This is a genomic window from Ferrovibrio sp. GW821-FHT12E11 (genome assembly GCF_058806975.1).
Map to the genome: position 1 here is coordinate 389,806 of NZ_JBXAQG010000002.1, position 25,719 is coordinate 415,524.

The window sequence follows — 25,719 nt, forward strand, 5'->3', positions numbered from 1 at the left end:
CGTTCAGCGCAGCTTGGGATTCAGGGCGTCGCGCAGCCAGTCGCCCAGCACGTTCACCGCCAGCACCAGCAGCACCAGGGTGAGCGCCGGGAAGAAGGTGATCCACCATTCGCCGCTGAACAGATAGCTCTGCCCGACGCGGATGAGTGTGCCGAGCGATGGCTGCGTGGGTGGCACGCCGACCCCAAGGAAGCTGAGCGTCGCCTCCGACAGCACCGCCAGCGCCAGGCCGACCGTAGCCAGCACCAGAACCGGCCCCAGCGTGTTGGGCAGCACATGGCGCAGTACGATCACCCAGGAGGGCTGGCCGATCACGCGGGCGGCGGCGACATAATCCTTGCTGCGTTCCACCAGCGCCGCTGAACGGGCAACACGGGCGAATTGCGGCCAGTCAGCGATTCCAATCGCGAAGATCAGCACGAAGATGGCGATTTCATTATGCAGTTCGCGCGGCAGCGCCGTGCGGGTGACGCCATCGATGGTCAGCGCGATCAGGATGCTTGGAATGGTGAGCTGCACATCGGCTGTGCGCATCACGATCACATCGAGCCAACCGCCGCGATAGCCGCAGAGCACGCCGATCAGCGTGCCGAACACCGCCGCAAAGGCAATCGCGGCAAAGCCGACCAGCAGCGAAATACGACTGCCGTAAAGAATGGTGGAAAAAAGATCGCGTCCCTGATCGTCGGTGCCGAGCAGGTAAGCGGCCTTGCCCTCATCCGTCCAGGATGGCGGCGTGAAGGCATCCATCAGCTTGAGCGCGCCGGGGTCGAACGGGTTGAACGGCGACACCAGCGGCGCCAGCACCGCCGCCAGGATGATAGTCAGCGCCACGATGGCCGAGACCACCACCGACGGCGAGCGCCGGAAACTGTAGGCCAGATCGCTGTCGATCCAGCGGCGCACCATGGCCAGGGGCGTGTTCATCGGAGCGGCGCTCATGTGGCCTTCCCCGCCGCTTTTGCACGATCCACCCGCAGACGCGGATCGATCAGGAAGTAGGTCAGGTCGACCGCCAGGTTGAGTACCACGAACATGACTCCCACCATGACCAGATAGGCCGCCATCACCGGAATATCGGCAAAGCCGACCGCCTGGATGAACAGCAGACCCATGCCCGGCCACTGGAACACGGTTTCGGTGACAATGGAAAAGGCGATCAGGCCGCCGATCTGCAGGCCGATGATGGTGATCACCGGCATCATGGTGTTCTTCAGCGCATGGCGGAAATGTACGATGCGGTTGCTCAGGCCCCGGGCCCGGGCGAATTTTATGTAGTCGGTGCGCAGCACTTCCAGCATCTCGGTGCGCACCAGGCGCAGCACCAGGGTGAGCTGGTAGAGGCTGAGTGTGATCGCCGGCATGACGATGGCAGCCCAGCCCGACTTGGTCAGGAAGCCCGTGCTCCACCAGCCCAGCGAAACCACCTGGCCGCGCCCGAAACTGGGCAGCAGGTCGAACTGCACCGAGAACAGGTAGATCAGGCCGATGCCGATCACGAAGGTGGGCAGCGACACCCCGACCAGACTGGTGGTCAACGCCACGCGGCTGAGCCAGCCGTCGCGGCGCAACGCCGTATAGACGCCGAGCGGAATTCCGACGACGAGCGCCAGCAGAGCCGACAGGAAGACCAGCTCCAGGGTTGCCGGCAGGCGCTCCTGGATCAGCACCGCCACCGGCCGCTTCATGCGGTAGGACAGGCCGAAATTGCCCTGGGCGGCATTCCCGAGGAAACGGCCGAACTGGATGATGGCGGGGTCGTTGAGGCCGAGCTGATCGCGCAGCTCTGCCCGATCCACCGTGGTGGCATCCTGACCGACCATGTTGTTGATCGGATCGCCAACGTAATTGAACAGCATGAAGGCGACCAGGGCGACAGCCAGCATCACTGCGACCGCCTGGGACAGCCGTCCGACAATATAACCGAGCATGGGGCGTGTACTTTAAAAAGAGTGCCGCCCCGGCCAATTCAACTCAATCTTGGCCGGGGCGGCGACAATCTTACTTCATCTTGGCGAAATGGAAACGCGGCACATTGTCGGCAATGATCGGCATGTCCAGCTTTTCGCTCATCGCCCAGTTCAGCACCTGATGGTGCAGCGGCAGGTAGATGATCTCGTCATTGAGGATGGTCCAGGCGTCGTGGATCAGCTTGTCACGCTTGCCCTGGTCCAGCTCGCTCAGCATGCCATTGATCATGCCGTCCAGCTTGGGGTTCGTATAGTTGGTGAAGTTCCAGCTGCCGTTCTTGCCGTCGGGCGTCTGAGCCATATACGAGAAGACATAATGGCTGTCGAAGGTCGGCACGCCCCAGCCGACCAGATAGAAGGAGGTGTCCTTCTTCTGCAGCTTGGGGAAATGCAGGGTCTTCGACTGGGCCGCCAGATCGACCTTGATACCGATCTGCGCCAGCATGCCGACCACGGCCTGGCAGATGCCTTCGTCATTCACGTAGCGGTCGTTCGAGCAGTCCAGCTTGATGCCGAAGCCGTTCGCATAGCCGGCTTCCGTCATCAGCGCCTTGGCCTTGGCAAGGTCGAAGGGCAGACGCTTGTCCAGCGCCTTGTCGTAGCCATGCACGCCCGGCGAGGTGATCATGCCGGCCGCCACGGCGTCGCCGCGCATCACCTTCTGCACGATCGCGTTCATGTCGATGGCGTGATACATGGCCTGGCGCACGCGCTTGTCGGCGAAGGGGTTCTTGCCCTTCACGTCGCCGTACTTCAGTTCCGGGCTGCCAACATCGAGACCCAGGAAGATGGTGCGGATTTCGTTGGTCTTCTTCACCTGCAGGCCGGCCGAGCGCTTGACGCGCTCCACGTCCTGCACCGGCACGTCGAGCACGAAGTCGAGCTGGCCCGAGACCAGTGCGGCGACGCGGGTCGCCGGCGTGGTGATCGGGGTGTAGACGATCTCGTCGATGTTATGCGGGTTGTCCTTCAGACCCCACCAGGTCGCATTCTTGGTGAAGGTGGTGCGCACGTCCTGTTCGCGCAGCTTCATCACGAAGGGACCGGTGCCGTTGGAATTACGGACCGCGAAGGTCTCTTCCTTGTCCTTATAGGACTGCGGATTGACCGCGTTGTTCTTCTCCGCCCAGGCCTTCGACATGATGAAGATGTTGGCGATCTGGTTGGGCAGGATCGGATTGGCGCCATCGGTGATCACATGCACGGTCTGCGCATCGATCTTCTTCACTTCCTTGACGCTGGCGATATAGGTCTTGAAGTCCGAATTCGCATGCTGGGCGCGCTTCACCGAGAACACTACGTCATCGGCGGTGAAGTCGCTGCCGTCATGGAACTTCACGCCCTGGCGCAGCTTGAATTCCCAGGTGGTGGTGTCGACCGCCTTCCACGAAGTGGCGAGCGCCGGGACGAATTTCAGATCGGCGCTGTAGCCGACCAGGCCTTCATAGCTCTGGAAGCTGCCCGTGCGGGTCAGACCTTCATTCTGGCTATGCGGGTCCATGGTCAGGTAATCGCCCTGGCTGGCCCAGCGCAGCACCTTGCCCTGGGCAAGAGCCGGCGCGGCGACCAGCGGCAGAGCGAGGGATAGCGCGCCGGCAAGCAGCGCAGCCTTCAATCGGAATACGGCCATAAACAGCCTCCTGTTGTCGTTTTTTAGGTCCGTGCACAGAACGTGCGGTTTGTCTGGATGCCGGCCGGGGGACCCCGGCCGGCATCACATGACCAACACTGTAATTTTATGGAGAATTTATGTCTACGGACTCGCCGCCTGTGACGTGGCGGCAGGGATCAGTGCGCGTATTCCGGCACCTTGCCGTCCGGCGCCCCATCGGCCGAGCCACCGCCGCCCTTCCCGCCCTTTTCGGCGGTAAACTCGAAGGCCAGCTTGTCCTCGACCACCTTGACCAGCACATGGCCGCCCTTGGCCAACTGCCCGAACAGCAGCTCGTCGGCCAGCGGCTTCTTGATATGCTCCTGGATCACCCGGCTGAGCGGCCGGGCGCCATAGAGCTTGTCATAGCCGCGCTCGGCCAGCCATGCCCGGGCCTCGTCGGTCAGGGCGACCGTCACGTTGCGGTCGGCGAGCTGGCCTTCCAGCTGGGCGACGAACTTGTCGACCACCCGGTTGATGACTTCCGGTGCCAGCGCCGCGAAGGGAATCACCGCGTCCAGACGGTTACGGAATTCCGGCGTGAACAGGCGCTTGATCGCCTCTTCGTCTTCGCCTTCCTTCATGTCGCGGCCGAAACCGATGGCATTCTTCGACATTTCCGACGCACCGGCATTGGTGGTCATGATCAGCACGACATTGCGGAAATCGACATGCTTGCCGTTGTTGTCGGTCAGCTTGCCGTGGTCCATCACCTGCAGCAGGATGTTGAACAGGTCGCCATGGGCCTTCTCGATTTCGTCGAGCAGCAACACGCAATGCGGATGCTGGTCAACCGCATCGGTCAGCAGGCCGCCCTGGTCGAAACCGACATAGCCCGGCGGCGCACCGATCAGGCGGCTGACGCTGTGGCGTTCCATGTATTCCGACATGTCGAAGCGGATCAGCTCGACGCCCATGATGGTGGCGAGCTGGCGCGCGACTTCGGTCTTGCCGACGCCGGTGGGGCCTGAGAACAGGTAGTTGCCGATTGGCTTCTCCGGTTCGCGCAGGCCGGCGCGGGACAGCTTGATGGCGCTGGCCAGCGCATCGATGGCCTGATCCTGGCCATAGACCACGCGCTTCAGGTCGGCATCCAGGCTGCGCAGGGACTCCTTGTCCTCGCGCGAGACCGACTTGGGCGGGATGCGGGCGATCTTGGCGACAATGGCCTCGATCTCCTTCACGCCGATGGTCTTGCGGCGCTTGCTTTCCGGCTTCATCAGCTCGGCCGCACCGACCTCGTCGATCACATCGATCGCCTTGTCGGGCAGCTTGCGGTCGTTGATGTATTTCGACGACAGCTCCACCGCCGCCTTGATGGCATCCTCGGTGTAGCGCACGCCATGGTGCTGTTCGTAATAGCCCTTGATGCCCTTCAGGATCTTGATGGCATCGGCCGGGGTCGGCTCGTTGACGTCGATCTTCTGGAAGCGGCGCAGCAGCGCACGGTCCTTCTCGATATAGGACCGGAACTCCTTATAGGTCGTCGAGCCGATGCAGCGCAGCGCGCCCGAGGCGAGCGCCGGCTTCAGCAGGTTCGACGCATCCATGGCGCCGCCCGAGGTGGCGCCGGCGCCGATCACGGTGTGGATCTCGTCGATGAACAGGATCGAGCCGGGCTGGCTTTCCAGCTCCTGCATCACCTGCTTGAGACGTTCCTCGAAATCACCGCGATAGCGCGTACCGGCCAGCAAGCTGCCCATGTCCAGTGCATAGATCACGGCATCCTTCAGGATGTCGGGGACCTCGGCGCGCACGATGCGGCGCGCCAGCCCTTCGGCGATGGCGGTCTTGCCCACGCCGGGATCGCCCACGTAAAGCGGGTTGTTCTTGGTGCGGCGGCACAGAATCTGGATGGTGCGTTCCAGTTCGGCCTCGCGGCCGATCAGGGCGTCGATCTTGCCCGCCTTGGCCTTCTCGTTGAGGTTGACGCAGTAGGCGCTCAGCGCCTCCTTGTCCTTGTCTTTGGGACCGCCACGGTCGGTCCGCTCACGATCGCGATCCGACCGGTCGGCACGCTCGGCCCGCTGCTCGACATCGCTGTCGGCGCCGCGCACCGGCCGGCGGTCGCCGCGGCCCGGCGACTTGGCGACGCCATGGCTGATATAGCTGACGGCATCCAGGCGGGTCATGTCCTGCTCCTGCAGGAAATGCACGGCATGGCTTTCGCGCTCGGAGAAGATCGCCACCAGCACATTGGCGCCGGTCACTTCCTCGCGGCCGGACGACTGCACATGGAACAGCGCCCGCTGCACAGCGCGCTGGAAGCTGAGCGTCGGCTTGGCATCCTGAGGGGCGCCGACCACCAGGCCGCGCAGATCCTCATCGATAAAGGTGCCGATCCGCTGGCGCAGCTTTTCCACATCGACATTGCAGGCCCGCAGGACGGCAATCGCGTCCTGGTCTTCGGTCAGGGCGAAGAGCAGGTGCTCGAGGGTGGCAAATTCATGTTTCTTGGCACCGGCGAGCGACAGCGCGCGATGCAGGGTCTGTTCCAATGTCCGGGAGAATGAAGCCATACGTCAGACGCCTCCCTCAGTCGCGTTCCATCGTGCACTGCAGCGGATGCTGGTGCTGGCGCGCGAAATCGATCACCTGGGTTACTTTGGTCTCTGCTACTTCGTAGGTAAAGACGCCACAAATCCCGACGCCCTTCTGGTGGACATGCAGCATGATCTGGGTCGCATCCTCGCGCGCCTTGTTGAAAAAGCGCTCGAGGACATGCACGACGAACTCCATCGGCGTGTAATCGTCGTTCAGCAGAAGCACCTTGTACATGGGTGGCTTCTGTGTTTTCGGCCGGGTCTTTGTGACCACGCCGACTTCGGTGCGCCCGCGCCCGTCACGTCCGTCCCGTTCGCTCATGCCTCAATCCAGCAGTACTGCGGCACCGCAACAATGTGGTGCACGGAGGATGATATGGCCCCACAGGTTAAAATTACCAGCACCCTTGGGACAAAAAAAGGCCCGGCTTTGCAGCCGGGCCCGGAAACGCTACTGACGCTGGGGAGGAAATGTGACGGCGATCAAGCCGTCGCAGATCAGGCAGCGAGCGGCTTCACCATCTTCTCGACGGTGGCCTGGACCTGCGCATTGATCGGCGCGAAAGCGTCCTGCGCAACCTTGGTGGCCACTTCGCTCAGCTTGGTGCTGTAAGCGGTATAGGCCTCGAAGGCGCTCTTGGCGTAATCGTTCTGCAGCTCGATGAATTCCTGCAGGGTCTTGGCACCCATCATCGCCTTGGCGGCAGAAATCTGCTCTTCGATGCTGCTCTTGCTGTAGGCGATCACTTCGGCGTTGATGGTCTCAAAGCCCTTGGCGGCGACATTGCCGGCGCTGACGATGGCATCCACCTGCTCCTTGCCGGCCGACATGGCGGTCTCGAGCGCTTCGGTGCTGGCCTTGAGGGCCTTTTCCACCTGCTCCTTCGAGGCGACGATCATCGACTCGTAGGGGGTGCCGTTGAGGGCTTCGGTTTCGATCTTGGTCTTGGCTTTGGTCGACATGGGGTTCTTGTCCTTGCTTGTCCGGGTTTGTAACGGGGCCAGACCCGCCTTCAGCGGGGACTGCAATATGCTGCACTGCACGCCTTGAATTTAGGCATACTTCTGGTACCCGTCAACAGAAAAATGTTGCGCTGCACAAAAATCTTGTGCAACGCAATAGAATCGGCTGAAATCCGGTAAAATCAGTTGAACAGGATGCCTTGGCTGTAGCGCAGCCCGTTCGGACCGACCTGGTAGCGGTGGGGCGTTTCGCCGGTTGAAACCGCGCCGGACTGGCCGCGGTCGTCCAGGAAACTGCTGTAGGGCGGCAGCGGGATTTCGAAGGGCCGCATGGTCGCCACCCCGGTCTTGTCATAGGGGGCGAGCGCTTCGATCAGCGGCACCGCCATGCGGTCGAATTCCGGCGACGGCCAGGCCCAGGCCTGGAAGTGGAACTGCCCGTCCCGGCAGGCGCTGGCGGTCCAGTAGAAGGTATCGCCCCGCAGGAACAGCCCGTTCGGCGCCGGCGCATCGAAGCCGGTGGCTGCCAGGGCCGCCTTGACCTTCTCCATTTCGGCCGGGCTGAGGCGGTACAGGGCCTGGGGGCCCCGCCAGGGGCCGAAGGGATCGGTGATCGACAGCGGGGTCTTCGGATCGTTCAGGTTGCCCCGCCCGATCACCCGGGCCTCCAGCATGGCGCCACCATCGGGCTGGGCCGAAAAGTCGTAGGTCTTCTGCTGGTGATCCTGGCGGCCATTGTAGACCAGCCGGTAGCGGGCCGGCTGGCCAGGCGTGCAACTGCGGGCCAGGTCGTCGCCACCGACATAGCGTTCCCAGGTCAGGCTGCGGCTGAGCGGGTTGTCCGTCGGCCCCTGGGCGGCGCAGGCGGCCAGGCCGGTCGCCAGGGCCATAGCGGCCATCGACCGCGCCAATACTTTCTTAAAGGTCGTCGACATAAGCTTCACATCCTGAGAAGTAGCAGCCGCACGGCTGATTGAATCTGAACAGATTCAATTTGTTAGTGCACAACGCGCTGGACAAGGGGTGCTGTGGTTAATATCCTGCATCCGATTCGCGGCTTGGGGGGCTCCCGGTCGCCGGCCAGTATCAGGGCAACCGAGGAAGGCATAATGAAGGCAAAGTGTGCGGCCAAGGGGCGGATTCTGCCAGGTCTTGTAACAATCTGTTTCACCCTGCTCACCATTGTATTCGCCGGTCAGGTCCAGGCCGCCGGCTATTCGGCCATCGTGGTCGACGCGGATACCGGCCGGGTGCTGCATGCCCATGAAGCCGACACCGCGCGCTACCCGGCATCGCTGACCAAGATGATGACGCTGTACATGGCGTTCGACGCCCTGAAGGACGGCCGCCTGAAACTGGAGCAGCGCATCCCGGTGTCGCCCCATGCCGCCACTCAGGCCCCGTCCGCCATCGGCCTGACCCCCGGTCAGACGCTGTTCGTCAAAGACGCCATCCTGGCTGCCGTCACCAAGTCGGCCAACGATGCCACGGTCGCCCTGGGCGAAGCCATCGCCGGCGGCAACGAAGCCGTCTTCGCCGACATGATGACCCGCCGCGCCCGCCAGCTCGGCATGACCAGCACCACCTTCAAGAACGCGTCGGGCCTGCCCAATCCGGGCCAGAAGACCACCGCCCGCGACATGTCGGTGCTGGCGCTCGCCCTGCTGAAGAACCATCGGAATTACTACGCGTATTTCCAGACCCCGGAATTCGAGTGGAACGACAAGGTCTTCAACAACCATAACCACCTGCTGAAGCGCTACGAAGGCGTCGACGGCATCAAGACCGGCTTCATCCGCGCCTCGGGCTTCAACCTGGTGGCCTCGGCCAAGCGCGACGGCCGCCGGGTGATCGGCGTGGTCTTCGGCGGCTCCAGCGTGGTCGCCCGCGACAACCAGATGATCAAGCTGCTGGATGCTGCCTTCGACAAGATCGAGAACGGCGACACCAACGCGCCGGTCATGGCCGACAGCAGCAAGCCCGATCGCCATTTCGGCCTGATCTCCAGTGCCGAAGCCGCCACCCCGGCCCCCGCACCGGCCAAGGCCAAGAAGGGCAGCAAGAAGCCGGCCGCCGCCGCTTCGGCCAAAAACGGCGAATGGGCCGTGCAGCTGGGCGCCTTCCGCCAGGCTGCCGCCGCCGAAAAGCTGGTCAACAAGGCGCGCGGCAAGCTGCCGGCGGCCGAGCCGCTGGTTGACGCCGTCGATGCAGGCAACAAGATCACGCTGTACCGCGCCCGCCTCACCGGCCTGACCCAGGCCGATGCCCGCCAGGCCTGCGAACAGCTGAAGCGCGAAAAAATGACCTGCTCGGTCGTATCGCCCGACGCCTGATCCACCGGCATAGCCGGACAATCCGGGCCGCGGTGACCGATGTCACCGCGGCCCGTTTCGTTTCCTGCCAGGCTGCGTACCGCCTGCTGACCCATCTCCCCGCCGCTGCGGCTTTTCACGCCGCATCCCAGGTGCCAGACTCCGCCCCATGGACATGACCCATACCCAACGCCGCCGCCAGACCATGCTGGTCATGTTCATGGCGCTGGGCGTCCTGCTGGGGGCCGGCTACGGCACCGCCGTCGGCGTCATCCTGGACAATACCCTTGGCCTTCACACCCTGGTGCACGGCACGCTGCGCGGCGGCTTCACCGGCCTGCTGGTCAGCAGCGCCATCGCCTATTTCGAACTCTATGTCGTGGAAGGCACGAACGGTTTGCGCCGCAAGCCGTTCTGGCAGCTTCTGGCAATCAAGGAGGTCGTCTATATCGGCGCCATCCTGGGCGGCGACTTCATCGGCAGCAGCCTGCTGGGCGCGCCCGGTGATCCGGGCTTCGGCCTGAACCGGATCACCGCCGTCACCTTCGTCTTCTCGGTCGGCTTCGCGCTGCTGATCAACTTCACCATGGAAATGTCGCTGCTGCTGGGCCCGGGCGTGATGGGCAACATGCTGCGCGGGCGCTACCATCGGCCACGGCTGGAACACCGCCTGCTGGTCTTTTTCGACATGCGCGGCTCATCCGCCATCGCCGAGACGATCGGCGACATGGCCTTCCACAGCCTGCTGAACCGTTTCTTCAGCGACCTGACCGAGCCGGTGCTCGCTTGGGGCGGCATCATCCATAAATACGTCGGCGACGAGATGATCGTCACCTGGCCGCTGGAGGGCGGCAAGGATCCTGCCGGGGCCTATGCCGCCGTGATCGCCGCCCGCCAGCGTTTCGCCCAGCTGGCCGACCGCTACCGCGCCGAGTTCGGCGTCGCGCCCGACTTCCGCGCCATCCTGCATGCGGGCCCGGTGGTGGCCGGCGAAATGGGCGAGGTGAAGCGCGAAATCGTCCTGCTGGGTGATACCGTCAACACCACGGCCAAGATAGAAGTGGTGTCGAAGGGCCTGTCCGACAGCATCATCGCCTCGGCCGAGGCGCTGGCCGCGGCCCCCCTGCCTGCCGGCCTGACGGCCAGCGCGCTTGGCAATTTCACCCTGCCGGGCAAGACTGTATCCATCGACCTGTACCGCATCGCCTGAGTACGAAAAAACAAAAAAGAGTTCGAGGAAATGTCCGGTGTATCTGCGCTGACAAACCGGTCAGCCCGTCTTAATATCGCCAACGCCCGAAGCCCTGATTTGCCGTCCCGCATTGCGGATGGCATGGCATCCCGCCCCTTGGTTGCTTCCCTCTGTCTGGTCACCCAGACCGACAGGACGGCACAACCAAACGAGGAGCGAGGGTGATGGCCCTTTCCAATCCGAGTCTGTCCAGTCCCGGCATGGCCTTCGTGGCCGGCCGCGTTTTGCTGCCATTCGCCTGCGGCTATTTCATGTCCTACCTGTTCCGCAGCGTGAATGCCGTGATCGCGCCGAACCTGCAGCGCGACCTGGGGATCGGCGCCGCCGATCTCGGCACGCTGACGGCGGCCTATTTCGTCACCTTCTCCCTCTTCCAGCTGCCGCTCGGCATCCTGCTCGACCGCTTCGGCCCGCGCCGGGTGCAGGCCTGCCTGCTGCTCTCTGCCGCACTCGGCGCCGTGGTCTTCGCGATCGGCAGCGGGCTGACGCATCTCGTCATCGGCCGCGCGCTGGTCGGCTTAGGCGTGGCCGGCGGCCTGATGTCGGCCATGAAGGCGATTGCGCTGTGGCTGCCCAAGGACCGCTGGGCACTGGCCAATGGCGTGTTCATGACCGCCGGCGGGCTGGGCGCGCTGGCTGCCACCCTGCCGGTGGAACTGGCGCTGGAGCATTATCACTGGACGGTGCTGTTCTGGGGCCTGGCGGTGATGACCGTTTTCGCCTCGGCCGCCATCTTCTTCGTGGTACCCGAGCGTGAACGCACCAGCCCGGTTGCGACCAGCAGCCTCGGCACCCAGCTGCGCGAATGCGGCCAGTTCCTGGCCGACCGCCGGTTCTGGCGCATCGCTCCGGTCTCGATGATGGGCATGGCCAGCGGCATGTCGATCCAAGGCCTGTGGGCCGCCCCCTACCTGCGTGATGTCGGCGGGCTGGACCGCGCCGCCACGGCGCAGGTGCTGTTCGTGGTGGCCGCGGCGCTCACCGCCGGCTTCACGCTGACCGGCATCGCCGCCGACCGGCTGCAGCGGCGCGGCATTCCGCTGGGCCGCACCATGGTCTGGGGTGTGGCACTTTATGCCGTGGTGCTGCTGGTCTTATGCGCCGGCTGGTCGCCGACCAACCCGCTGCTGTGGATCGCCTTCGGGATTCTGAGCAACACCACGGCACTCGCCTACCCGATCCTGAGCGGACAGTTCACCCTGGAACAGGCCGGCCGGGTCAACACCCTGCTCAACGGCGTGGTGTTCGGTTTCACCTTCTTCGCCCAGGCCGGCATGGGCTGGCTGATCGGCCTGTGGCCGCGCGGCGCCAATGGCAACTACCCGACCGAGGCCTATCAGTGGGCCTTCGGCCTGGCGCTGGGCCTGCTGCTGCTGGCGCTGGGCTGGTACCTGCTGCCGCGACGGACCGAAGAACGGCCCGCCGGCTGAACCGCCTTACGGCTTGACCGGAGGCCGGCCGACCGAGTGATAGGTGAAGCCGGCCTGCTGCATCTCCGTGGGCTTGTAGACGTTGCGCAGGTCGACCAGCAGCGGCTGCTTCAGCAGGGTCTTCAACCGGACCAGGTCCAGGGCGCGGAACTGGTTCCACTCGGTAATCAGCACCAGCCCATCGGCGCCGGTCGCCACGTCATAGGCGTCCTGGCACCAGGTGATGTCCTTCAGCAGCTTCTGCGCCTCATGCATGCCTTCGGGATCGAAGGCGCGGATGGTGGCGCCGGCAGACTGCAGCGCCGGAACGATATCCAGGCTCGGGCTGTCGCGCATGTCGTCGGTCTCGGGCTTGAAGGTCAGACCCAGTACGCCGATGGTCTTGCCCTTGACGCTGCCGCCGCAGGCCGCGATCACCTTCTCGGCCATGCGGCTTTTGCGCTTGTCGTTGACATCGATCACCGTCTCGATGATGCGCAGCGGCGCGGCATACTTGCGGGCGGTGGCGGCCAGCGCGTTGGTATCCTTCGGGAAGCACGAGCCGCCGTAGCCCGGGCCGGCATGCAGGAACTTGCCGCCGATGCGGCCGTCCAGGCCGATGCCGCGCGCCACGTCCTGGACGTTCACATTCACCTTCTCGCAGAGATCGGCGATCTCGTTGATGAAGGTGATCTTGGTCGCCAGGAAGGCATTGGCGGCGTATTTGATCAGCTCGGCGGTTTCCAGCGCGGTGAACTGGATCGGCGTCTCGTTGATATAGAGCGGCCGGTACAGGGCGCGCAGCAGCTCCCGCGCCCGGTCGCTCTCGGCGCCGCAGACCACGCGGTCGGGCCGCATGAAGTCTTCGATGGCCGCGCCCTCGCGCAGGAATTCCGGATTGGACGCCACTTCGAATTCGGCATCAGGCCGGGTTTCGCGGATGATGCGCTCGACCTCGCGACCGGTGCCGACCGGCACGGTCGACTTGGTCACCACCAGCGTATAATGGGTCAGCGATTCCGCGATTTCCTTGGCGGCGGCGTAGACATAGGACAGGTCGGCCTCGCCATCGCCGCGCCGCGACGGCGTGCCCACCGCGATGAACACCGCATCGGCATTGGCCACCGCGGTCTTGATATCCTGGGTGAAGGACAGCCGGCCGGCCTTGGCATTGCGGGCGACCAGATCGTCCAGGCCCGGCTCGAAGATCGGGCTTTCGCCACGCAGCAGGCTGGCGATGCGGTCGGGGTTCTTGTCGACACAGGTGACGGTATGGCCGAACTCGGAGAAACAGGTCCCCGACACCAGGCCGACATAGCCGGTGCCGATCATCGCTACACGCATAGTCTGTTCCCCCGGCTCAGCCGTCGATTAAAGCGTTTTGTAACCCTGCAGGATTTCGGTGACATCCTTGCGCATGTCCGGACGGTCGAGCGCGAAGGCGATATTGGCATGCAGGAAGCCGATCTTGTCGCCGCAGTCATAGCGCGTGCCGCTGAAGCGCAGGCCGTGGAATGGCACTTCGCCGATCATGCGGGCCAGCGCGTCAGTCAGCTGGATCTCACCACCGGCGCCACGCTGCACCTTGTCGAGATGATCGAAGACCTGGGGCTGCACGATATAGCGGCCGATCACGGCGGTGCGGCTGGGCGCCTTGTCCGGGCTCGGCTTTTCCACCAGGCCCTTCACTTCCACCAGCTTGTCGGCATCCTTGCCCGGCGAAATCACGCCGTAGCGCTTGGTGTGCTCATGCGGCACATCCATGGCGGCAATCATGTTGCCGCCGACCTTGTTATAGGCTTCGACCATCTCGGCCAGACAGCCGCGCTTCGACAGGATCAGGTCGTCGGCCAGCAGCACCGCGAAGGGCTCGTCGCCGACCAGCGACTTGGCGCAGCGCACGGCATGGCCCAGGCCCATCGGTTCCATCTGCCGGGTATACGACACCGCACCCGCCTTGGGCATCCAGCTGTTGATCAGGTCGAGCAGCTCGGTCTTGCTGCGCTCCTTCAGCGTGTCTTCCAGCTCGTAGGAGCGGTCGAAATGATCCTCGATCGCCTGCTTGCCGCGGCCGGTGACGAAAATGAATTCCTCGATGCCGGCGGCCTGCGCCTCTTCCACGGCATACTGGATCAGCGGCTTGTCGACCACCGGCAGCATCTCCTTCGGCATCGCCTTGGTGGCGGGCAGAAAACGGGTGCCGAGGCCACCGACAGGAAACACGGCTTTGCGGATCGGACGGATCATGGGTGCAGGACTTTCTTCTTGGTTGGCGGTCGGTTCGGACCGGACGATTCGAACAGGGCCTACGGCGCGGTTTTACGATGCCCTCGCATGGCACGCAACGGGGCCGCTGCCCGCCCGGCCCCCCTTTCCTGCCCGGGTAATGGGGCGGAAATACGGCTCCTGCAGAGGGGCCAAGCCGGGGCGCGCCGCCTTCCCCGGACGGCCCCGACCACCTATCATAAGGACTCACCCGATCAGGAAACGTTACGGAGAAGGCCCGTGTCCGCCGCGCCCGACCTTGACCAGCAGCCCGCGCCCGTCCTGCGCGACCAGCCCGCCGCCGGCATTGTCCGCCTGACCCTCAACCGCCCGCAGGCCTATAACAGCCTGTCGACCGGCCTGATGGCCGCCCTGCAGGCCGAACTGGACGCCATCAAGGCCGACCGCAGTGTCAAAGCTGTGATCCTGGCCGCCAGCGGCCCGGGCTTCTGCGCCGGACACGACCTGAAGGAAGTCCGCGCCAACCCCGGCCGTCGGCAGTATGAAGCCCTGTTCCGCCAGTGCTCGGTACTGATGCAGTCGATCGTCGCCCTGCCCCAGCCGGTGATCGGCCAGGTGCATGGCGTGGCCTCGGCCGCCGGCTGCCAGCTGGTGGCGAGCTGCGACCTGGCGGTGGCCGCCGACAGCGCCCGCTTCGCCACACCCGGCGTCAATATCGGGCTGTTCTGTTCCACGCCGATGGTGGCGCTGTCGCGCAACGTCTCGCGCAAGCATGCCCTGGAGATGCTGCTGACCGGCGACCTGCTGCCGGCCGCCCGCGCCGCCGAGATCGGCCTGGTCAACCGCGTGGTGCCGGAAGCTGCCTTGGCTGAAGCAGCCCTCGCATTGGCCACACAGATCGCCGCCAAGTCGCCGCTGACGGTGAAGATCGGCAAGGAGGCCTTCTACCGCCAGCTCGAGATGCCGCTGGCCCAGGCCTATGACTATGCCAGCCAGGTGATGACCCAGAACATGCTGGCCCGCGATGCCGAGGAAGGCATCGATGCCTTTATCGAAAAGCGCGACCCGAAATGGGAGGGTCGCTGAGGATGAGTGCCGTTTTGGAAAAGATCGATCACGACCATTACGACGACGAGTATATCCGCCGCATCCTGCGCAAGGTGAATGTCATCGCCATGGTGGGGGCCAGCGCCAACTGGAACCGGCCGTCCTTCTTTGCGATGAAATACCTGCAGCAGAAGGGCTACCGCGTCATCCCGGTGAACCCGCGCGAGGCCGGCAAGGATATCCTGGGCGAGAAGGTCTATGCCGCCCTGACCGAGATTCCGGTGAAGGTCGACATGGTCGACTGCTTCCGCAATTCCGACGCCATCCCGCCGATTGCCGACGAGGCGATCCGGATCGGCGCGAAGGTGCTGTGGCTGCAGCTTGGCGTCCGCAATGACGCGGCGGCAGAGACGGCCGAAGCGGCCGGCCTGGCGGTGGTGATGAACCGCTGCCCCAAGATCGAATACGGACGCCTGAGCCAGGAAATCGGCTGGATGGGTGTGAACACCCGGGTCATCAATTCCAAGCGCAATCGCCGGATTTAAATATTATGGCTGACACCAAGAAGACTGCCGACAACCGCGCGGCAGAGAACACCTCGCCTTATGGCTTCGACACCCTGCAGGTCCATGCCGGCACCGCACCCGACCCGACCACCGGTGCGCGTTCGACGCCGATCTTCCAGACCACGGCTTTTGTGTTCGAGGATGCCGACCAGGCCGCCTCGCTGTTCAACCTGCAGAGCTTCGGCAACATCTATACCCGCCTGACCAACCCGACCACGGCGGTGCTGGAGCAGAAGGTCGCTGCCTTAGAGAACGGCCGCGCCGCCACCGCGGTGGCCACCGGCCATGCCTCGCAGCTCGTCGCCTTCCATATGCTGATGAATCCGGGCGACCATATCGTCGCCTCCAGCAAGCTCTATGGCGGTTCGATCACCCAGCTCGGTGTCAGCTTCCAGCGCTTCGACTGGCACACCACCTTCGTCGATCCCGACGACCTCGTCGGTTTCGAGACAGCGATCACGCCCAGAACCAAGGCCATCTATGCCGAAAGCCTGTCCAATCCGGGCGGCGTGATTGCCGATATTGCGGCGCTGGCCGAGATCGCCCATCGCAACGGCCTCCCGCTGATCATCGACAACACCATGGCCTCGCCCTATCTGTGCCGCCCGATCGAGCATGGCGCCGATATCGTGCTGCATTCGGCCACCAAGTTCCTCGGCGGCCATGGCAATTCGATGGGCGGCGTGATTGTCGATTCCGGCAAGTTCGACTGGGGCCAGAACGACAAGTTCCCCCATCTCTCCAAGCCCTCGCCGGCTTATCACGGCCTCACCTTCTGGGAGACCTTCGGCGACATGGCCTTTGCCGTCGCCTGCCGCGTGATCTCGCTGCGCGACCTCGGGCCCGCCATCTCGCCCTTCAACGCCTTCATGATCCTGACCGGCATGGAGACGCTGTCGCTCCGCATGCGCAAGCATTGCGACAATGCGCTGGCCGTGGCGGAGTTCCTGTCCAAGCATCCGAAGGTCGCCTGGGTGTCTTACGCCGGCCTGAAGGGCGACAAGTATTATAAATTGGCTCAGGCCTACATGCCCAAGGGCGCCGGCTCGGTCTTCACCTTCGGCCTCAAGGGCGGCTATGCAGCCGGCCTGAAATTCGTCGATACCGTGCAGATCTTTTCGCATCTGGCCAATGTGGGCGACACGCGCAGCCTGGTGATCCACCCGGCCTCCACCACCCATCGCCAGCTCAGCCCTGAGCAGCGCGCCGCGGCAGGCTCCGGCGACGATGTGATCCGGCTGTCCATCGGCATCGAGGATGTGGCCGACCTGATCAAGGACCTCGATAAGGCCCTGAACGCGGTGTGACCTACTCGGCCGCCTGCATGACAGGCGCCGCCGCTTCGGCCTTCTCGCGCGGCAGCAGCAGCGCGAAGATGCCGGCACCGGCAGCGGCGGCGGCCAGCAGCAGGAACAGCGCATCCAGCGTGCCGGTGACGCGGTAGATCACCGGGATCACCGCCACGCCGAGCGACGACACGCCGAGCGTCAGCACGAATTTGGCGCCGAAGGCGCGGCCGCGCCATTGCGGCGGGGTGTATTTCGCCAGCAGCGAATTCTCGGCTGCCTGCCCCGCCACATTGAGGCTGACCATCAGCGCCGCCACCGGCACCAGCGCCGGGTGGATCAGCAGCATGGCGCCAAGGATCACCGGAATCTGCAGCCACTGCACGGCGGCATAGACGCTGCGCAGCGCGTAGCGGTCGGCCAGCTCGCCGCCGACGATCTGCGACAGCGCCGAGGCGGTGTAGACAATGGTGACCATGCCGCCGATGCCGAGCATGCTGTCGTTGAACAGCCCTGAGAGCCGCGTGTCGAACACCTTGGGCAGTGCAAAGGCCGTGGCCTGGAAGATCAGCCCGGTGCAGAGCATGGTGGCCGACATCACCCAGAAGACGCGCCAGATGTCGCTCTTGCCCGGCGGTGCGCTCGGCACCAGATCGTCGCCGCGATCCAGCAGCAGGTTCGACTGCCGCGCCCAGACAAAGAAGATGCCGACGATCAGACAGAGGATGCCAGGAATGATGAAGGCGGCGCGCCAGCCATAGAGATCGGCGAGCAGGCCGGCGACGATGGCGGCGGCCGCCGTGCCGACCGAACCGAAGACGCCGTTGATGCCGAGCGCGCGGCCGCGGTTGACGGCATTGCGCACCAGCCACGGGATGCCGACCGGATGATAGATCGCGGCGAACAGCCCGATGCCGGCCAGTCCCAGGCCGATGGTCAGCGGGCTGTCGGCAAAGCCGGTGAGGATCGAAAAGGCGCCGACGCCGAGGAAGAACAGCGCCATCATGCCAGACGCGCTCCACTTGTCGCCCAGCCAGCCGGCGGGCAGTGCTGCGGCGCCGAACAGCACGCTCATCGGGATCGAGAGCGCGAACAGCGCGTCGTAGCCCAGGCCCCATTCGCGCTCGAGCACCAGCACCACGGTGGCGTAGAGCAGCGTGAACAGATGGGAAAAGGTATGGGCGACGCTGGAGAAGGTCAGCGTCAGGAAACCGGAATAACGGGACATAACGACTCTCCTGGGGATACCGGGAAGACTACGCCCCCGGCCCGCTCAGGCAAGCCCGAAAATGTACCGCAACAATCAGGAGCCGGCCTTCACCAGCACAGGCTTGTCGCGATAAACCGCCGGGAAGAAGCGCTTCAGCTCAGCAATCTTGGGCAGGTCGTTGATGGCGATATAGGGCTGGTTCGGATGCAGGGTCATGTAGTCCTGGTGATAGTCCTCGGCCGGGTAGAAAGCCCGGTCCGGCTCGATGGTGGTCACCACCGGCCTGTCGAAGGCCTTCGCCTGGTTGAGCTGGGCGATATAGGCCCTGGCCACGGTCGCCTGTTCCACATCCTGCGGGAAGATGGTCGAGCGGTAGTGCGGACCGATATCGGGTCCCTGGCGGTTGAGCTGGGTCGGGTTATGGGCGACGGAGAAGTAGATCTGCAGCAACCGGCCGTAAGAGATCTTGCGCGGATCGTAGGTCACCTGCACCGCCTCGGCATGGGCGGTGACGCCGGCGCTGACCTTCTTGTAGTCGGCCGAAGCCTGGTCGCCGCCGGCATAGCCCGAGACGGCGCTGGTGACGCCCTCCACATGCTGGAACACGCCCTGCACGCCCCAGAAGCAGCCGCCGGCAAAGACCGCGACAGCCGAGGGTGCCGCCGGCATGGCCACATCGGTCACAGGCGCAGGGATGGCGCGGCCGGCTTCGAAGGCCGATACGGGCATGGCAACCAGCAGCAGGGCTGCAGTGAAACGCGCGATGGTGGTCAATCTGAACATGGCGGGCCCCGGTGATGGCGCGACAAAGATGTAATCTGCACCTGCGGCTTTGGAAGGCCGCATCACGAAACTGTGGTCAGGCCTTCCTGGTCTCAGCCAACAGCCAGGCGATGTAATCCGGGTTGCCGCCCTGCCCGACGTCCAGCGGCAGGATGCAGGGCACGCTGTAGCTGCCGGCGGCCTTGACTGCGGCGCTCGCGGCCTCCACCAGGTCGGGACGGGTCTTGAGGATCAGCACCGCTTCCTCGCCGCGCGTCAGCTTGCCATCCCACCAGTAGACCGAGCGCATGCCGGGAATGATGTTGGCGCAGGCAGCCAGTCGCTGCGAGACCACGGCCTCGGCGATCACCTCGGCGTCGTCGAGGCTGGGCGCCGTGCAGTAGAGCAGGACAATCTCTGTCATGTGTCAGTCATAGCTGCCGAGCGCGCGGTCATGCCACAGCGCCACGGCGACGGTCAGCACGGCGACGGCGCCGGCCTGGTGCAGAGTGCCGAGCGCCACCGGCACATGCTGCAGCAGCGTGGCGATGCCGAGGCCGACCTGCAGCAACACGATGCCGAGCAGGCCATGACGCAGGCCGGTGGGCGCCCGGCCTTTCAGCGTAATCGAGGTGACCAGCGCCAGCACGAAGACGGTATAGGCCAGCATGCGATGCTGGAACTGCACGGTCATCGCATTCTCGAAAAGGTTGATCCACCAGGGCTCGGCGATCAACAGGCCGTCGGGAATGAAGGCGCCGTCCATCAGCGGCCAGGTGTTATGCGCCAGACCGGCATTCATACCGGCGACCAGACCGCCGGACAGCACCTGCAGGAACACCACGATGGTGAGCAGCGCGGCGATGCCGCCGCCCTTCGCCGACACCATGCGATGGTGACGCACCAGCGACAGCGCGCCCCAGAGCAGATAGGCATAGATCAGGAAGGCCAGGCCGAGATGGGCGGTGAGCCGGTAGTGGCTGACATCGGGATGGTCGACCAGGCCGCTGGCGACCATGAACCAGCCGAGCGCGCCCTGGCTGCCGCCGAGCACGAACATCAGCAGCAGATGCGGTTTCATGCCGGCGGGAATGCGACCGCCGATCCAGAACAGGATCATCGGAATGGCAAAGGCGACGCCGATCAGGCGACCGAGCAAACGATGGATGTATTCCAGCCAGAAGATGCCTTTGAAGCCCTCCAGCGTCATCCCGATATTCACTTTCTGATATTCGGGGAACTGCTTGTACTTCTCGAACTCCGCGGCCCAGGCGGTCTCCGACAGCGGCGGCAGCCAGCCGGTGATCGGTTTCCATTCCACCATCGACAGACCGGATTCAGTGAGGCGTGTCAGTCCGCCGATGACAACCATCAGCGCCACCAGGCCGGCGACGGCAAACAGCCACAGCGCCACGGCGCGGGCATCCTGCTGCCGCCGCTCGCTCACCATTGCCGTAATCGTCGTCGCCATGTCGTGTCCCTCAATCGATCCGGTCCAGAACAAAGACCGGGACCCCGGCCGGGTCAAGGCCGGGGCATACGCGTATAATGTCGCACGGGTCGGCGGTTCAAACCTGCCTCCGCCACCATTCTCCCCGTTTCGTCATGCCGCGCCCCGGGCGTGGCATCCACGTCTTCCTCAGCATATCCCAAGTCGTGGATACCACGGCTTCGCCGTGGCATGACGACTGGATTACCGCTTCTTCCGCGCCCGCAGATCGATAATCCCCGGCCGCTGGCGCGGGTCCTCGCCGGCCTGAAAAATCTGCGTCTTCTGCACCTTCTGGGTGCCGGTGGTGGGCAGGCTGTCAACGAACAGCACCCAGCCCGGCGCCTTGAAATAGGCCAGCCGCTCGAAGCACCAGGCGAACAGCGCCTCGGCCAGCGCGGCATCGCCCGCCTGCCCCGCCCCCTCTCTAGGCTTCATGGGCACGATGCAGGCCATCACTTCCTCTTCGCGGATCTCGTCGGGCGCCGCCAGCACCGCCACCTGCGCCACGTCCGGATGCGCCTGCAGGCAGGCCTCGATCTCGGCGGCGGCGATATTCTCGCCCGAGCGGCGAATGATGTTCTTCTTGCGGTCGACGAAATACAGCATGCCGTCTTCGGCCTGCCGCACCACGTCGCCGGTATGGAACCAGCCGCCCCTCCAGGCCTCTTCGGTGGCTGCGTCATTCTTCAGGTAGCCCGCGAAGAAACCATATCGTGGCGTGGCGGCCGAATGGCGCACCAGCAACTCGCCCTCCTGCCCGCGCGGCAGCTCGGCGCCATCATCGCCGGCCACCATCGCCTGCAGGCCGGGCAGCGGCCGGCCGAAGGCGCGCGTGTCGGTCTGGCGCGGCTCGATGCAATCGCAGAAGACGCGGCCGGTCTCGGTCATGCCCCAGACCTCGCAGAGCGGAAAGCCGAAGCGATCCTCAAACGGCTTGTGCAACTGCGGCTCGACGCCGGCGCCGAAACCGAAGCGCACGCGATGCTGCTTTTCTTCCGCGCTGACCGGCTGGTTGAGCAAGAGCGGCGGTACAACGCCGAGGTAGTGGATGATGGTCGCCCCGGTCTGCACGACCTCCGGCCACCAGCGGGTCGGGCTGAAGCGCTCGGTGAGGATCAGGCAGTGCGCACCGAGGATGGCACAGGCCACCGTGATGGCACCGTGATTCATGTGGAACAGCGGCAGCGGATTGTAGAAGCGCTCCTGCGCCGGTCGCATCACCATGCGGCCGCCCAGCCGGGCATACCAGTCGCCAGCATTCAGCGTGTAGAAGTTGGTCAGCACGCAGCCCTTGGGCCGGCCGGTGGTGCCCGAGGTATAGAGCAGCGCATATTCGGTATCGTGATCCGGGAGGCCGGCACGCGGCTTGGTCTGTGGCGACGGAATGCCGGCCGGCATGTCCAGTCCGTTCAGCACCGGCAGCGGCTTGGCGGTCCGCTCTTTCGCCACAGCCTCCAGATCGGCGATACGGCCCGGCAGCACGATGGCGAGGTCGGCTTCGGAATGCTCCAGCAGATAGAGCATCTCGTCATGGCGGTAGTCGGGATTGACCGGCACGATGCCGCAGCCGAGCCCGTTCAGCGCGAGGTAATGGAAAAAGAATTCCGGCCGCATATCCAGCAGCAGGGCGACGCGGTGGCCGATGCCATAGCCCGCCGCGGCATAACGATCCTTCAGCGCATCGACGATGGCCAGCACCGCGCCGTAGGACAGCTCCAGTCCTTCAGCCAGTCCGGTCCGTGCCGGCACGCAGAGGAAACTGCTCTGCGCGTGCGTCTGCGCGCTCTGCCTAAAGGCCGCGTAGACCGAGGGCGGCAGCCCTTCTCCCTGCATGAACGGTTTCCTCCGGCTTTTCTGTCATTCTTCTAGCGCAGGACCAGAACGGCAAGCATCACGGCGCCGATGACGATACGGTAATACGCAAAAGGCACGAAGCCGTAGCGGTTGATGAAGGCGATCACGCTGCGCACCACCAGCATAGCGCAGAGGAAGGCCGTGATGAATCCGACCGCGATCAGGCCGGCGCCATCCAGCGTCAGGCTCTGCCAGTTCTTGAACAGGTCGTAGGCCGTGGCCGCCACCATGGTGGGCACCGCCAGGAAGAACGAGAATTCCGCAGCCGCCGCGCGCTGCACACCCAGCAGGCGCGCGCCCATGATGGTAGCGCCCGAACGCGACACACCGGGGATCATCGCCAGGCATTGCAGGAAGCCGATCTTCAGGCTGAGCCGGAACTTGAAGTCATCGACGCTTTCCACCTCGCCTTTGCCGGTGAAGCGTTCGATCACCAGGATCAGCAGCCCGCCGACGATCAGCGCCACCGACACGACCCAGGGATTGAACAACACGCTCTTGATGAAGCCATGGGCGAAGAAGCCGATCACCAGCGCCGGCAGGAAGCCGAACAGCACATTGACGGTGAAGCGGTTGGCTTTGTCGTCGCGCCCCAGGCCCGACAGCGTGCCCCAGAGCCTGGGCCAGTAGACCACGCAGATGGCCAGGATGGCGCCAAGCTGGATGGCGATCTCGAACACCTTGCCCGGCGGGCCCTCGAAGCCCAGCAGATCGACCAGCAGGATCAGGTGGCCGGTGGAGGAGACCGGGATGAACTCGGTCAGGCCTTCAACGATGCCAAGGAAGGCGGCCTGCAAATAATCGATCAGCATTTATTGAAATCCTTGGGAAATTCGCTGGCAAACCTGCCAACTCGCGCCAGATTTGACCAAAGTGAGCCAAACCGGACCAGCGCAACGCCATCTTTGGCCATCTCGTGCCATCTGAGACCAAACCGAGCCATCCTGGGCCGTCCTGTTTCTCCGAGACACAAGGCAAATGCATACGATGTCATGCAGCCGGGTTCCCGGATTTCTGGCACAGGACAGCTTAGAACAAATATAGTACATTTTGCCGGAATCGGCAAGATGCCCCTATCTGACAGCCAGAAACCGGCGCCGTGAAGGGGTGGCCCGCGGCTGAAACAAAATGCCGCATCAAGCGTTTATGAGGACGTTACTTTGCAAAGGAGTTTCTCATGCGCGGCCTTTTACTCTGGTTCATTGGCATTCCGATCCCGATCATCATTCTGCTCTATCTGTTTGGCGTTCTCTGAACGCTGCCGTGAATTAAACGTCAAAAGGCCGGGTCCCCGCGACCCGGCCTTTTTTGATTCCGCCCCGCCCGGCATGATGGGCCAAGCCGACTCTGCCGGGTGGACAAGGACGGAGCGGCAACTGGGGGTAAAATATGCAGCCATCCCTGCGCCGGCTGATCCTGGCCGGTCTGATCGCAGCGGTATCTGCGCCAGCCGCGGCGCAGAATTTCGTCGAGGGCCAGCATTACTGGTTCGAGCCGGCGGTGTTTCCGGGCAAGACCATCCCGGCAGCTCATCCCTACGGTCCGGGCAAGGCCAAAGGCGTGGTGGTCTGGAACGACGGTTACTCGCCGGACAAGATTGCGCCCGAGAAAGTGCCGCCGGTGATGCAGGTCTTTGCCGAAGCCGGCTGGGACGTCTTTAACCTGCGCCGTCATTCCCTGATCGGGCTGGGCCGCGGCGGCACCGGCGCCACCGACCTGACCGCCAGCGTCATCCTGATGGGCATCGACAAACTGAAGGCCCGCGGCTACGACAAAATCATCCTGAGCGGCCAGTCGCGCGGCGCCTATGCCAGCATCCAGGCCGGCAGTTACGGCGCCGAGATTTCCGGCATCCTGCCGCTCTCGCCGGCCGGCTTCGGCGACTACACGCGCGGCGGCGACTGGGTGAACAATGACCTCGCCATCCGCACGATGTGGGAGAAATACGCCGGCAAACCGATCCGCGTCTCGGCCGGATTTTTCAGCGGCGACGACTGGTTCGAGACCAAGCAGCCCGGTATCCGCGGTCCCTATGCGAGCAAGAAGCTGGCCGAGCTGGGCGTCGCCAACTTCATCGTCAGCGAACCACCCTATGCCGGCATGAGCGGCCATGGCGGCGGCGGCAGCTGGCAGTTCGCCCGCCGCTATGGTCCCTGCCTGATCCGCTTTTTCGAGGGCGCACAGGCACCGGGCTGCAGCGACGGCGATCCGGCAACACCCGCAACCTTCAACATCGCGCCGCCGGCCATTCCGCCATCGGACGGCAGCGGGTTCACCGGCCAGTGGCAGGGCACGATTGCCACCGGCCGCTTTGCCGTACTGACCGTCCCGCCGCTCAGCCAGGGCCGTGTCGACGCGCCCTACCAGATCGGCGCAGCGGTGAATGGTGACAAGGCGTCCAACACGACCTGGAAGCTGGTACAGCGTGACAGCCGGCTGGTGGCCGAGATCGGAAAATTCGAATTCCGCATCCATCCACCGGCGGATGACCGGCTGCGCATCACCTCGATCAACCACGGCGCCGAGAAGCCCGAGGAAATCGAGTTCGCCGCGCTGGTGCGCGTGACGAAGCGCTAGCCGCGCCGGCGCCCCACCACCGGCGGCGCTTTCGAAACGCCGTCGAAGGCATCGTTGAACTTGCGCAGGAGGCGCAGGAACTCGGCCGCTTCCTGTTTGGTGAAGGGCGCCAGCAGGGTTTCGCGCACGCGGTTTGCATCCGCCATGCAGGCCTGCACCAGCTTCTTCCCGGCCGGCGTCAGCGTCAGCGCGAATTTGCGGCGGTCCTGCGCATTGGCGGTCTTGGCGATCAGTTTCCGTTTCACCAGCAGCTCGACCACCAGCGCGGTGGTCGACCGGTCGAACCCTAAGCTGCGGGCCAGGTCGATCTGGCTGATCGGGCCCCAGCGCAGCACCACCGACAGCGCGCCGAACTGCGGCGGCGTCAGGTCATGGGGTTTGAGATACTGCAAAAAAGTCGAAACCGAATTCTGGTGCGCCCGGCGGATCTGGAATCCGGGGCGGTCGTAGATTTCGGGCACCGGATGCCCGGTCGGTTCGGCTTCTGCGCGTTTCGGTCTGGCCATGATTCATCCCTGCCCTGCCGACATAGCATATTTTCCCGAATTGACACATACAGCGACCCGACATAATAATCAGACGTCTGATGAATATGGCCC

Annotated in this window: 23 protein-coding genes; 7 read left to right on the forward strand and 16 right to left on the reverse strand. The window is 64.3% G+C overall.

Going from position 1 to position 25,719, the window contains the following annotated elements; translation table 11 throughout:
- Window positions 1-3: 3 nt before the first annotated feature.
- The 7 genes from AC1ROT_RS22035 to AC1ROT_RS22065 form a co-directional block, all read right to left on the reverse strand.
- Complete coding sequence (locus tag AC1ROT_RS22035) at window positions 4-942, reverse strand: ABC transporter permease (RefSeq protein ID WP_493001676.1); 939 nt, start codon at window positions 940-942, stop codon at window positions 4-6.
- Window positions 939-1,931 (reverse strand): ABC transporter permease, encoded by a 993-nt coding sequence (locus AC1ROT_RS22040; protein ID WP_492973246.1) that lies wholly within the window; start codon window positions 1,929-1,931, stop codon window positions 939-941. The genes AC1ROT_RS22035 and AC1ROT_RS22040 overlap by 4 nt, the downstream gene beginning before the upstream one ends.
- 70 nt (window positions 1,932-2,001) lie before the next feature.
- Entirely contained in the window at window positions 2,002-3,600 is a 1,599-nt protein-coding gene (locus AC1ROT_RS22045) for an ABC transporter substrate-binding protein (RefSeq protein WP_492973247.1), read from the reverse strand.
- Window positions 3,601-3,758: 158 nt separating this feature from the next.
- Window positions 3,759-6,140, reverse strand: coding sequence for an ATP-dependent Clp protease ATP-binding subunit ClpA (gene clpA / locus AC1ROT_RS22050; RefSeq protein ID WP_492973248.1), 2,382 nt, complete (start codon window positions 6,138-6,140; stop codon window positions 3,759-3,761).
- Between the two features lie 16 nt (window positions 6,141-6,156).
- Entirely contained in the window at window positions 6,157-6,486 is a 330-nt protein-coding gene (gene clpS / locus AC1ROT_RS22055) for an ATP-dependent Clp protease adapter ClpS (RefSeq protein WP_492973249.1), read from the reverse strand.
- A 176-nt stretch (window positions 6,487-6,662) separates the two neighbouring features.
- On the reverse strand, window positions 6,663-7,127 hold the full coding sequence (locus AC1ROT_RS22060) for a phasin family protein (protein ID WP_492973250.1): 465 nt from the start codon (window positions 7,125-7,127) through the stop codon (window positions 6,663-6,665).
- Between the two features lie 182 nt (window positions 7,128-7,309).
- Window positions 7,310-8,062: a hypothetical protein gene (locus tag AC1ROT_RS22065; RefSeq protein ID WP_493001677.1), complete on the reverse strand. Its 753-nt coding sequence runs from the start codon at window positions 8,060-8,062 to the stop codon at window positions 7,310-7,312.
- Between the two features lie 174 nt (window positions 8,063-8,236).
- Here AC1ROT_RS22065 and AC1ROT_RS22070 point away from each other — a divergent pair, with 174 nt between their 5' ends.
- The 3 genes from AC1ROT_RS22070 to AC1ROT_RS22080 all read left to right on the forward strand — a co-directional run bounded on the left by AC1ROT_RS22070 (window position 8,237) and on the right by AC1ROT_RS22080 (window position 12,121).
- The gene (locus AC1ROT_RS22070) at window positions 8,237-9,460 is read left to right on the forward strand and encodes a D-alanyl-D-alanine carboxypeptidase (RefSeq protein ID WP_493001678.1); all 1,224 of its coding nucleotides are present in this window, start codon (window positions 8,237-8,239) and stop codon (window positions 9,458-9,460) included.
- Window positions 9,461-9,608: 148 nt separating this feature from the next.
- On the forward strand, window positions 9,609-10,649 hold the full coding sequence (locus AC1ROT_RS22075; RefSeq protein ID WP_492973253.1) for an adenylate/guanylate cyclase domain-containing protein: 1,041 nt from the start codon (window positions 9,609-9,611) through the stop codon (window positions 10,647-10,649).
- Window positions 10,650-10,855: 206 nt separating this feature from the next.
- Complete coding sequence (locus AC1ROT_RS22080; protein WP_493001680.1) at window positions 10,856-12,121, forward strand: MFS transporter; 1,266 nt, start codon at window positions 10,856-10,858, stop codon at window positions 12,119-12,121.
- Between the two features lie 6 nt (window positions 12,122-12,127).
- On the opposite strand, the gene AC1ROT_RS22085 is transcribed toward AC1ROT_RS22080, so the two are convergent.
- Window positions 12,128-13,444 carry a UDP-glucose dehydrogenase family protein gene (locus tag AC1ROT_RS22085; RefSeq protein WP_493001682.1) on the reverse strand — a complete coding sequence of 439 codons (1,317 nt, stop codon included), beginning with the start codon at window positions 13,442-13,444 and terminating at the stop codon, window positions 12,128-12,130.
- 27 nt (window positions 13,445-13,471) lie between these two features.
- Window positions 13,472-14,347, reverse strand: coding sequence for a UTP--glucose-1-phosphate uridylyltransferase GalU (gene galU, locus AC1ROT_RS22090; protein WP_492973256.1), 876 nt, complete (start codon window positions 14,345-14,347; stop codon window positions 13,472-13,474).
- A 258-nt stretch (window positions 14,348-14,605) separates the two neighbouring features.
- Between galU and AC1ROT_RS22095 the strand changes: the two genes are divergently transcribed.
- The 3 genes from AC1ROT_RS22095 to AC1ROT_RS22105 are packed head-to-tail and all read left to right on the forward strand — an operon-like array spanning window position 14,606 to window position 17,246.
- Window positions 14,606-15,412 (forward strand): enoyl-CoA hydratase, encoded by an 807-nt coding sequence (locus AC1ROT_RS22095; RefSeq protein WP_493001684.1) that lies wholly within the window; start codon window positions 14,606-14,608, stop codon window positions 15,410-15,412.
- Between the two features lie 2 nt (window positions 15,413-15,414).
- A complete protein-coding gene (locus tag AC1ROT_RS22100; RefSeq protein ID WP_493001686.1) occupies window positions 15,415-15,918 on the forward strand; it encodes a CoA-binding protein in 504 nt (167 codons plus the stop codon).
- A gap of 5 nt (window positions 15,919-15,923) precedes the next feature.
- Complete coding sequence (locus AC1ROT_RS22105; RefSeq protein WP_493001688.1) at window positions 15,924-17,246, forward strand: O-acetylhomoserine aminocarboxypropyltransferase; 1,323 nt, start codon at window positions 15,924-15,926, stop codon at window positions 17,244-17,246.
- Window position 17,247: 1 nt separating this feature from the next.
- Here AC1ROT_RS22105 and AC1ROT_RS22110 read toward each other — a convergent pair whose 3' ends face one another.
- From AC1ROT_RS22110 to AC1ROT_RS22135, 6 genes are all read right to left on the reverse strand, one after another.
- Window positions 17,248-18,453, reverse strand: a complete 1,206-nt coding sequence (locus AC1ROT_RS22110) for an MFS transporter (protein WP_493001689.1) — start codon at window positions 18,451-18,453, stop codon at window positions 17,248-17,250.
- 75 nt (window positions 18,454-18,528) lie between these two features.
- Window positions 18,529-19,218, reverse strand: coding sequence for a peptide-methionine (S)-S-oxide reductase MsrA (gene msrA, locus AC1ROT_RS22115; RefSeq protein WP_493001691.1), 690 nt, complete (start codon window positions 19,216-19,218; stop codon window positions 18,529-18,531).
- Between the two features lie 76 nt (window positions 19,219-19,294).
- Window positions 19,295-19,621 carry a divalent-cation tolerance protein CutA gene (gene cutA / locus AC1ROT_RS22120; RefSeq protein ID WP_493001693.1) on the reverse strand — a complete coding sequence of 109 codons (327 nt, stop codon included), beginning with the start codon at window positions 19,619-19,621 and terminating at the stop codon, window positions 19,295-19,297.
- A 3-nt stretch (window positions 19,622-19,624) separates the two neighbouring features.
- Window positions 19,625-20,668, reverse strand: coding sequence for a COX15/CtaA family protein (locus AC1ROT_RS22125; protein WP_493001695.1), 1,044 nt, complete (start codon window positions 20,666-20,668; stop codon window positions 19,625-19,627).
- 222 nt (window positions 20,669-20,890) lie between these two features.
- Entirely contained in the window at window positions 20,891-22,522 is a 1,632-nt protein-coding gene (locus AC1ROT_RS22130; protein ID WP_493001697.1) for an AMP-binding protein, read from the reverse strand.
- Window positions 22,523-22,554: 32 nt separating this feature from the next.
- Window positions 22,555-23,355, reverse strand: coding sequence for an undecaprenyl-diphosphate phosphatase (locus AC1ROT_RS22135; protein WP_493001698.1), 801 nt, complete (start codon window positions 23,353-23,355; stop codon window positions 22,555-22,557).
- 577 nt (window positions 23,356-23,932) lie between these two features.
- Here AC1ROT_RS22135 and AC1ROT_RS22140 point away from each other — a divergent pair.
- Entirely contained in the window at window positions 23,933-25,120 is a 1,188-nt protein-coding gene (locus AC1ROT_RS22140) for a hypothetical protein (RefSeq protein ID WP_493001700.1), read from the forward strand.
- Here the strand turns inward: AC1ROT_RS22140 and AC1ROT_RS22145 are convergent.
- Window positions 25,117-25,626 carry a MarR family winged helix-turn-helix transcriptional regulator gene (locus AC1ROT_RS22145; protein ID WP_492973267.1) on the reverse strand — a complete coding sequence of 170 codons (510 nt, stop codon included), beginning with the start codon at window positions 25,624-25,626 and terminating at the stop codon, window positions 25,117-25,119. The genes AC1ROT_RS22140 and AC1ROT_RS22145 overlap by 4 nt on opposite strands.
- Window positions 25,627-25,719 lie beyond the last annotated feature (93 nt).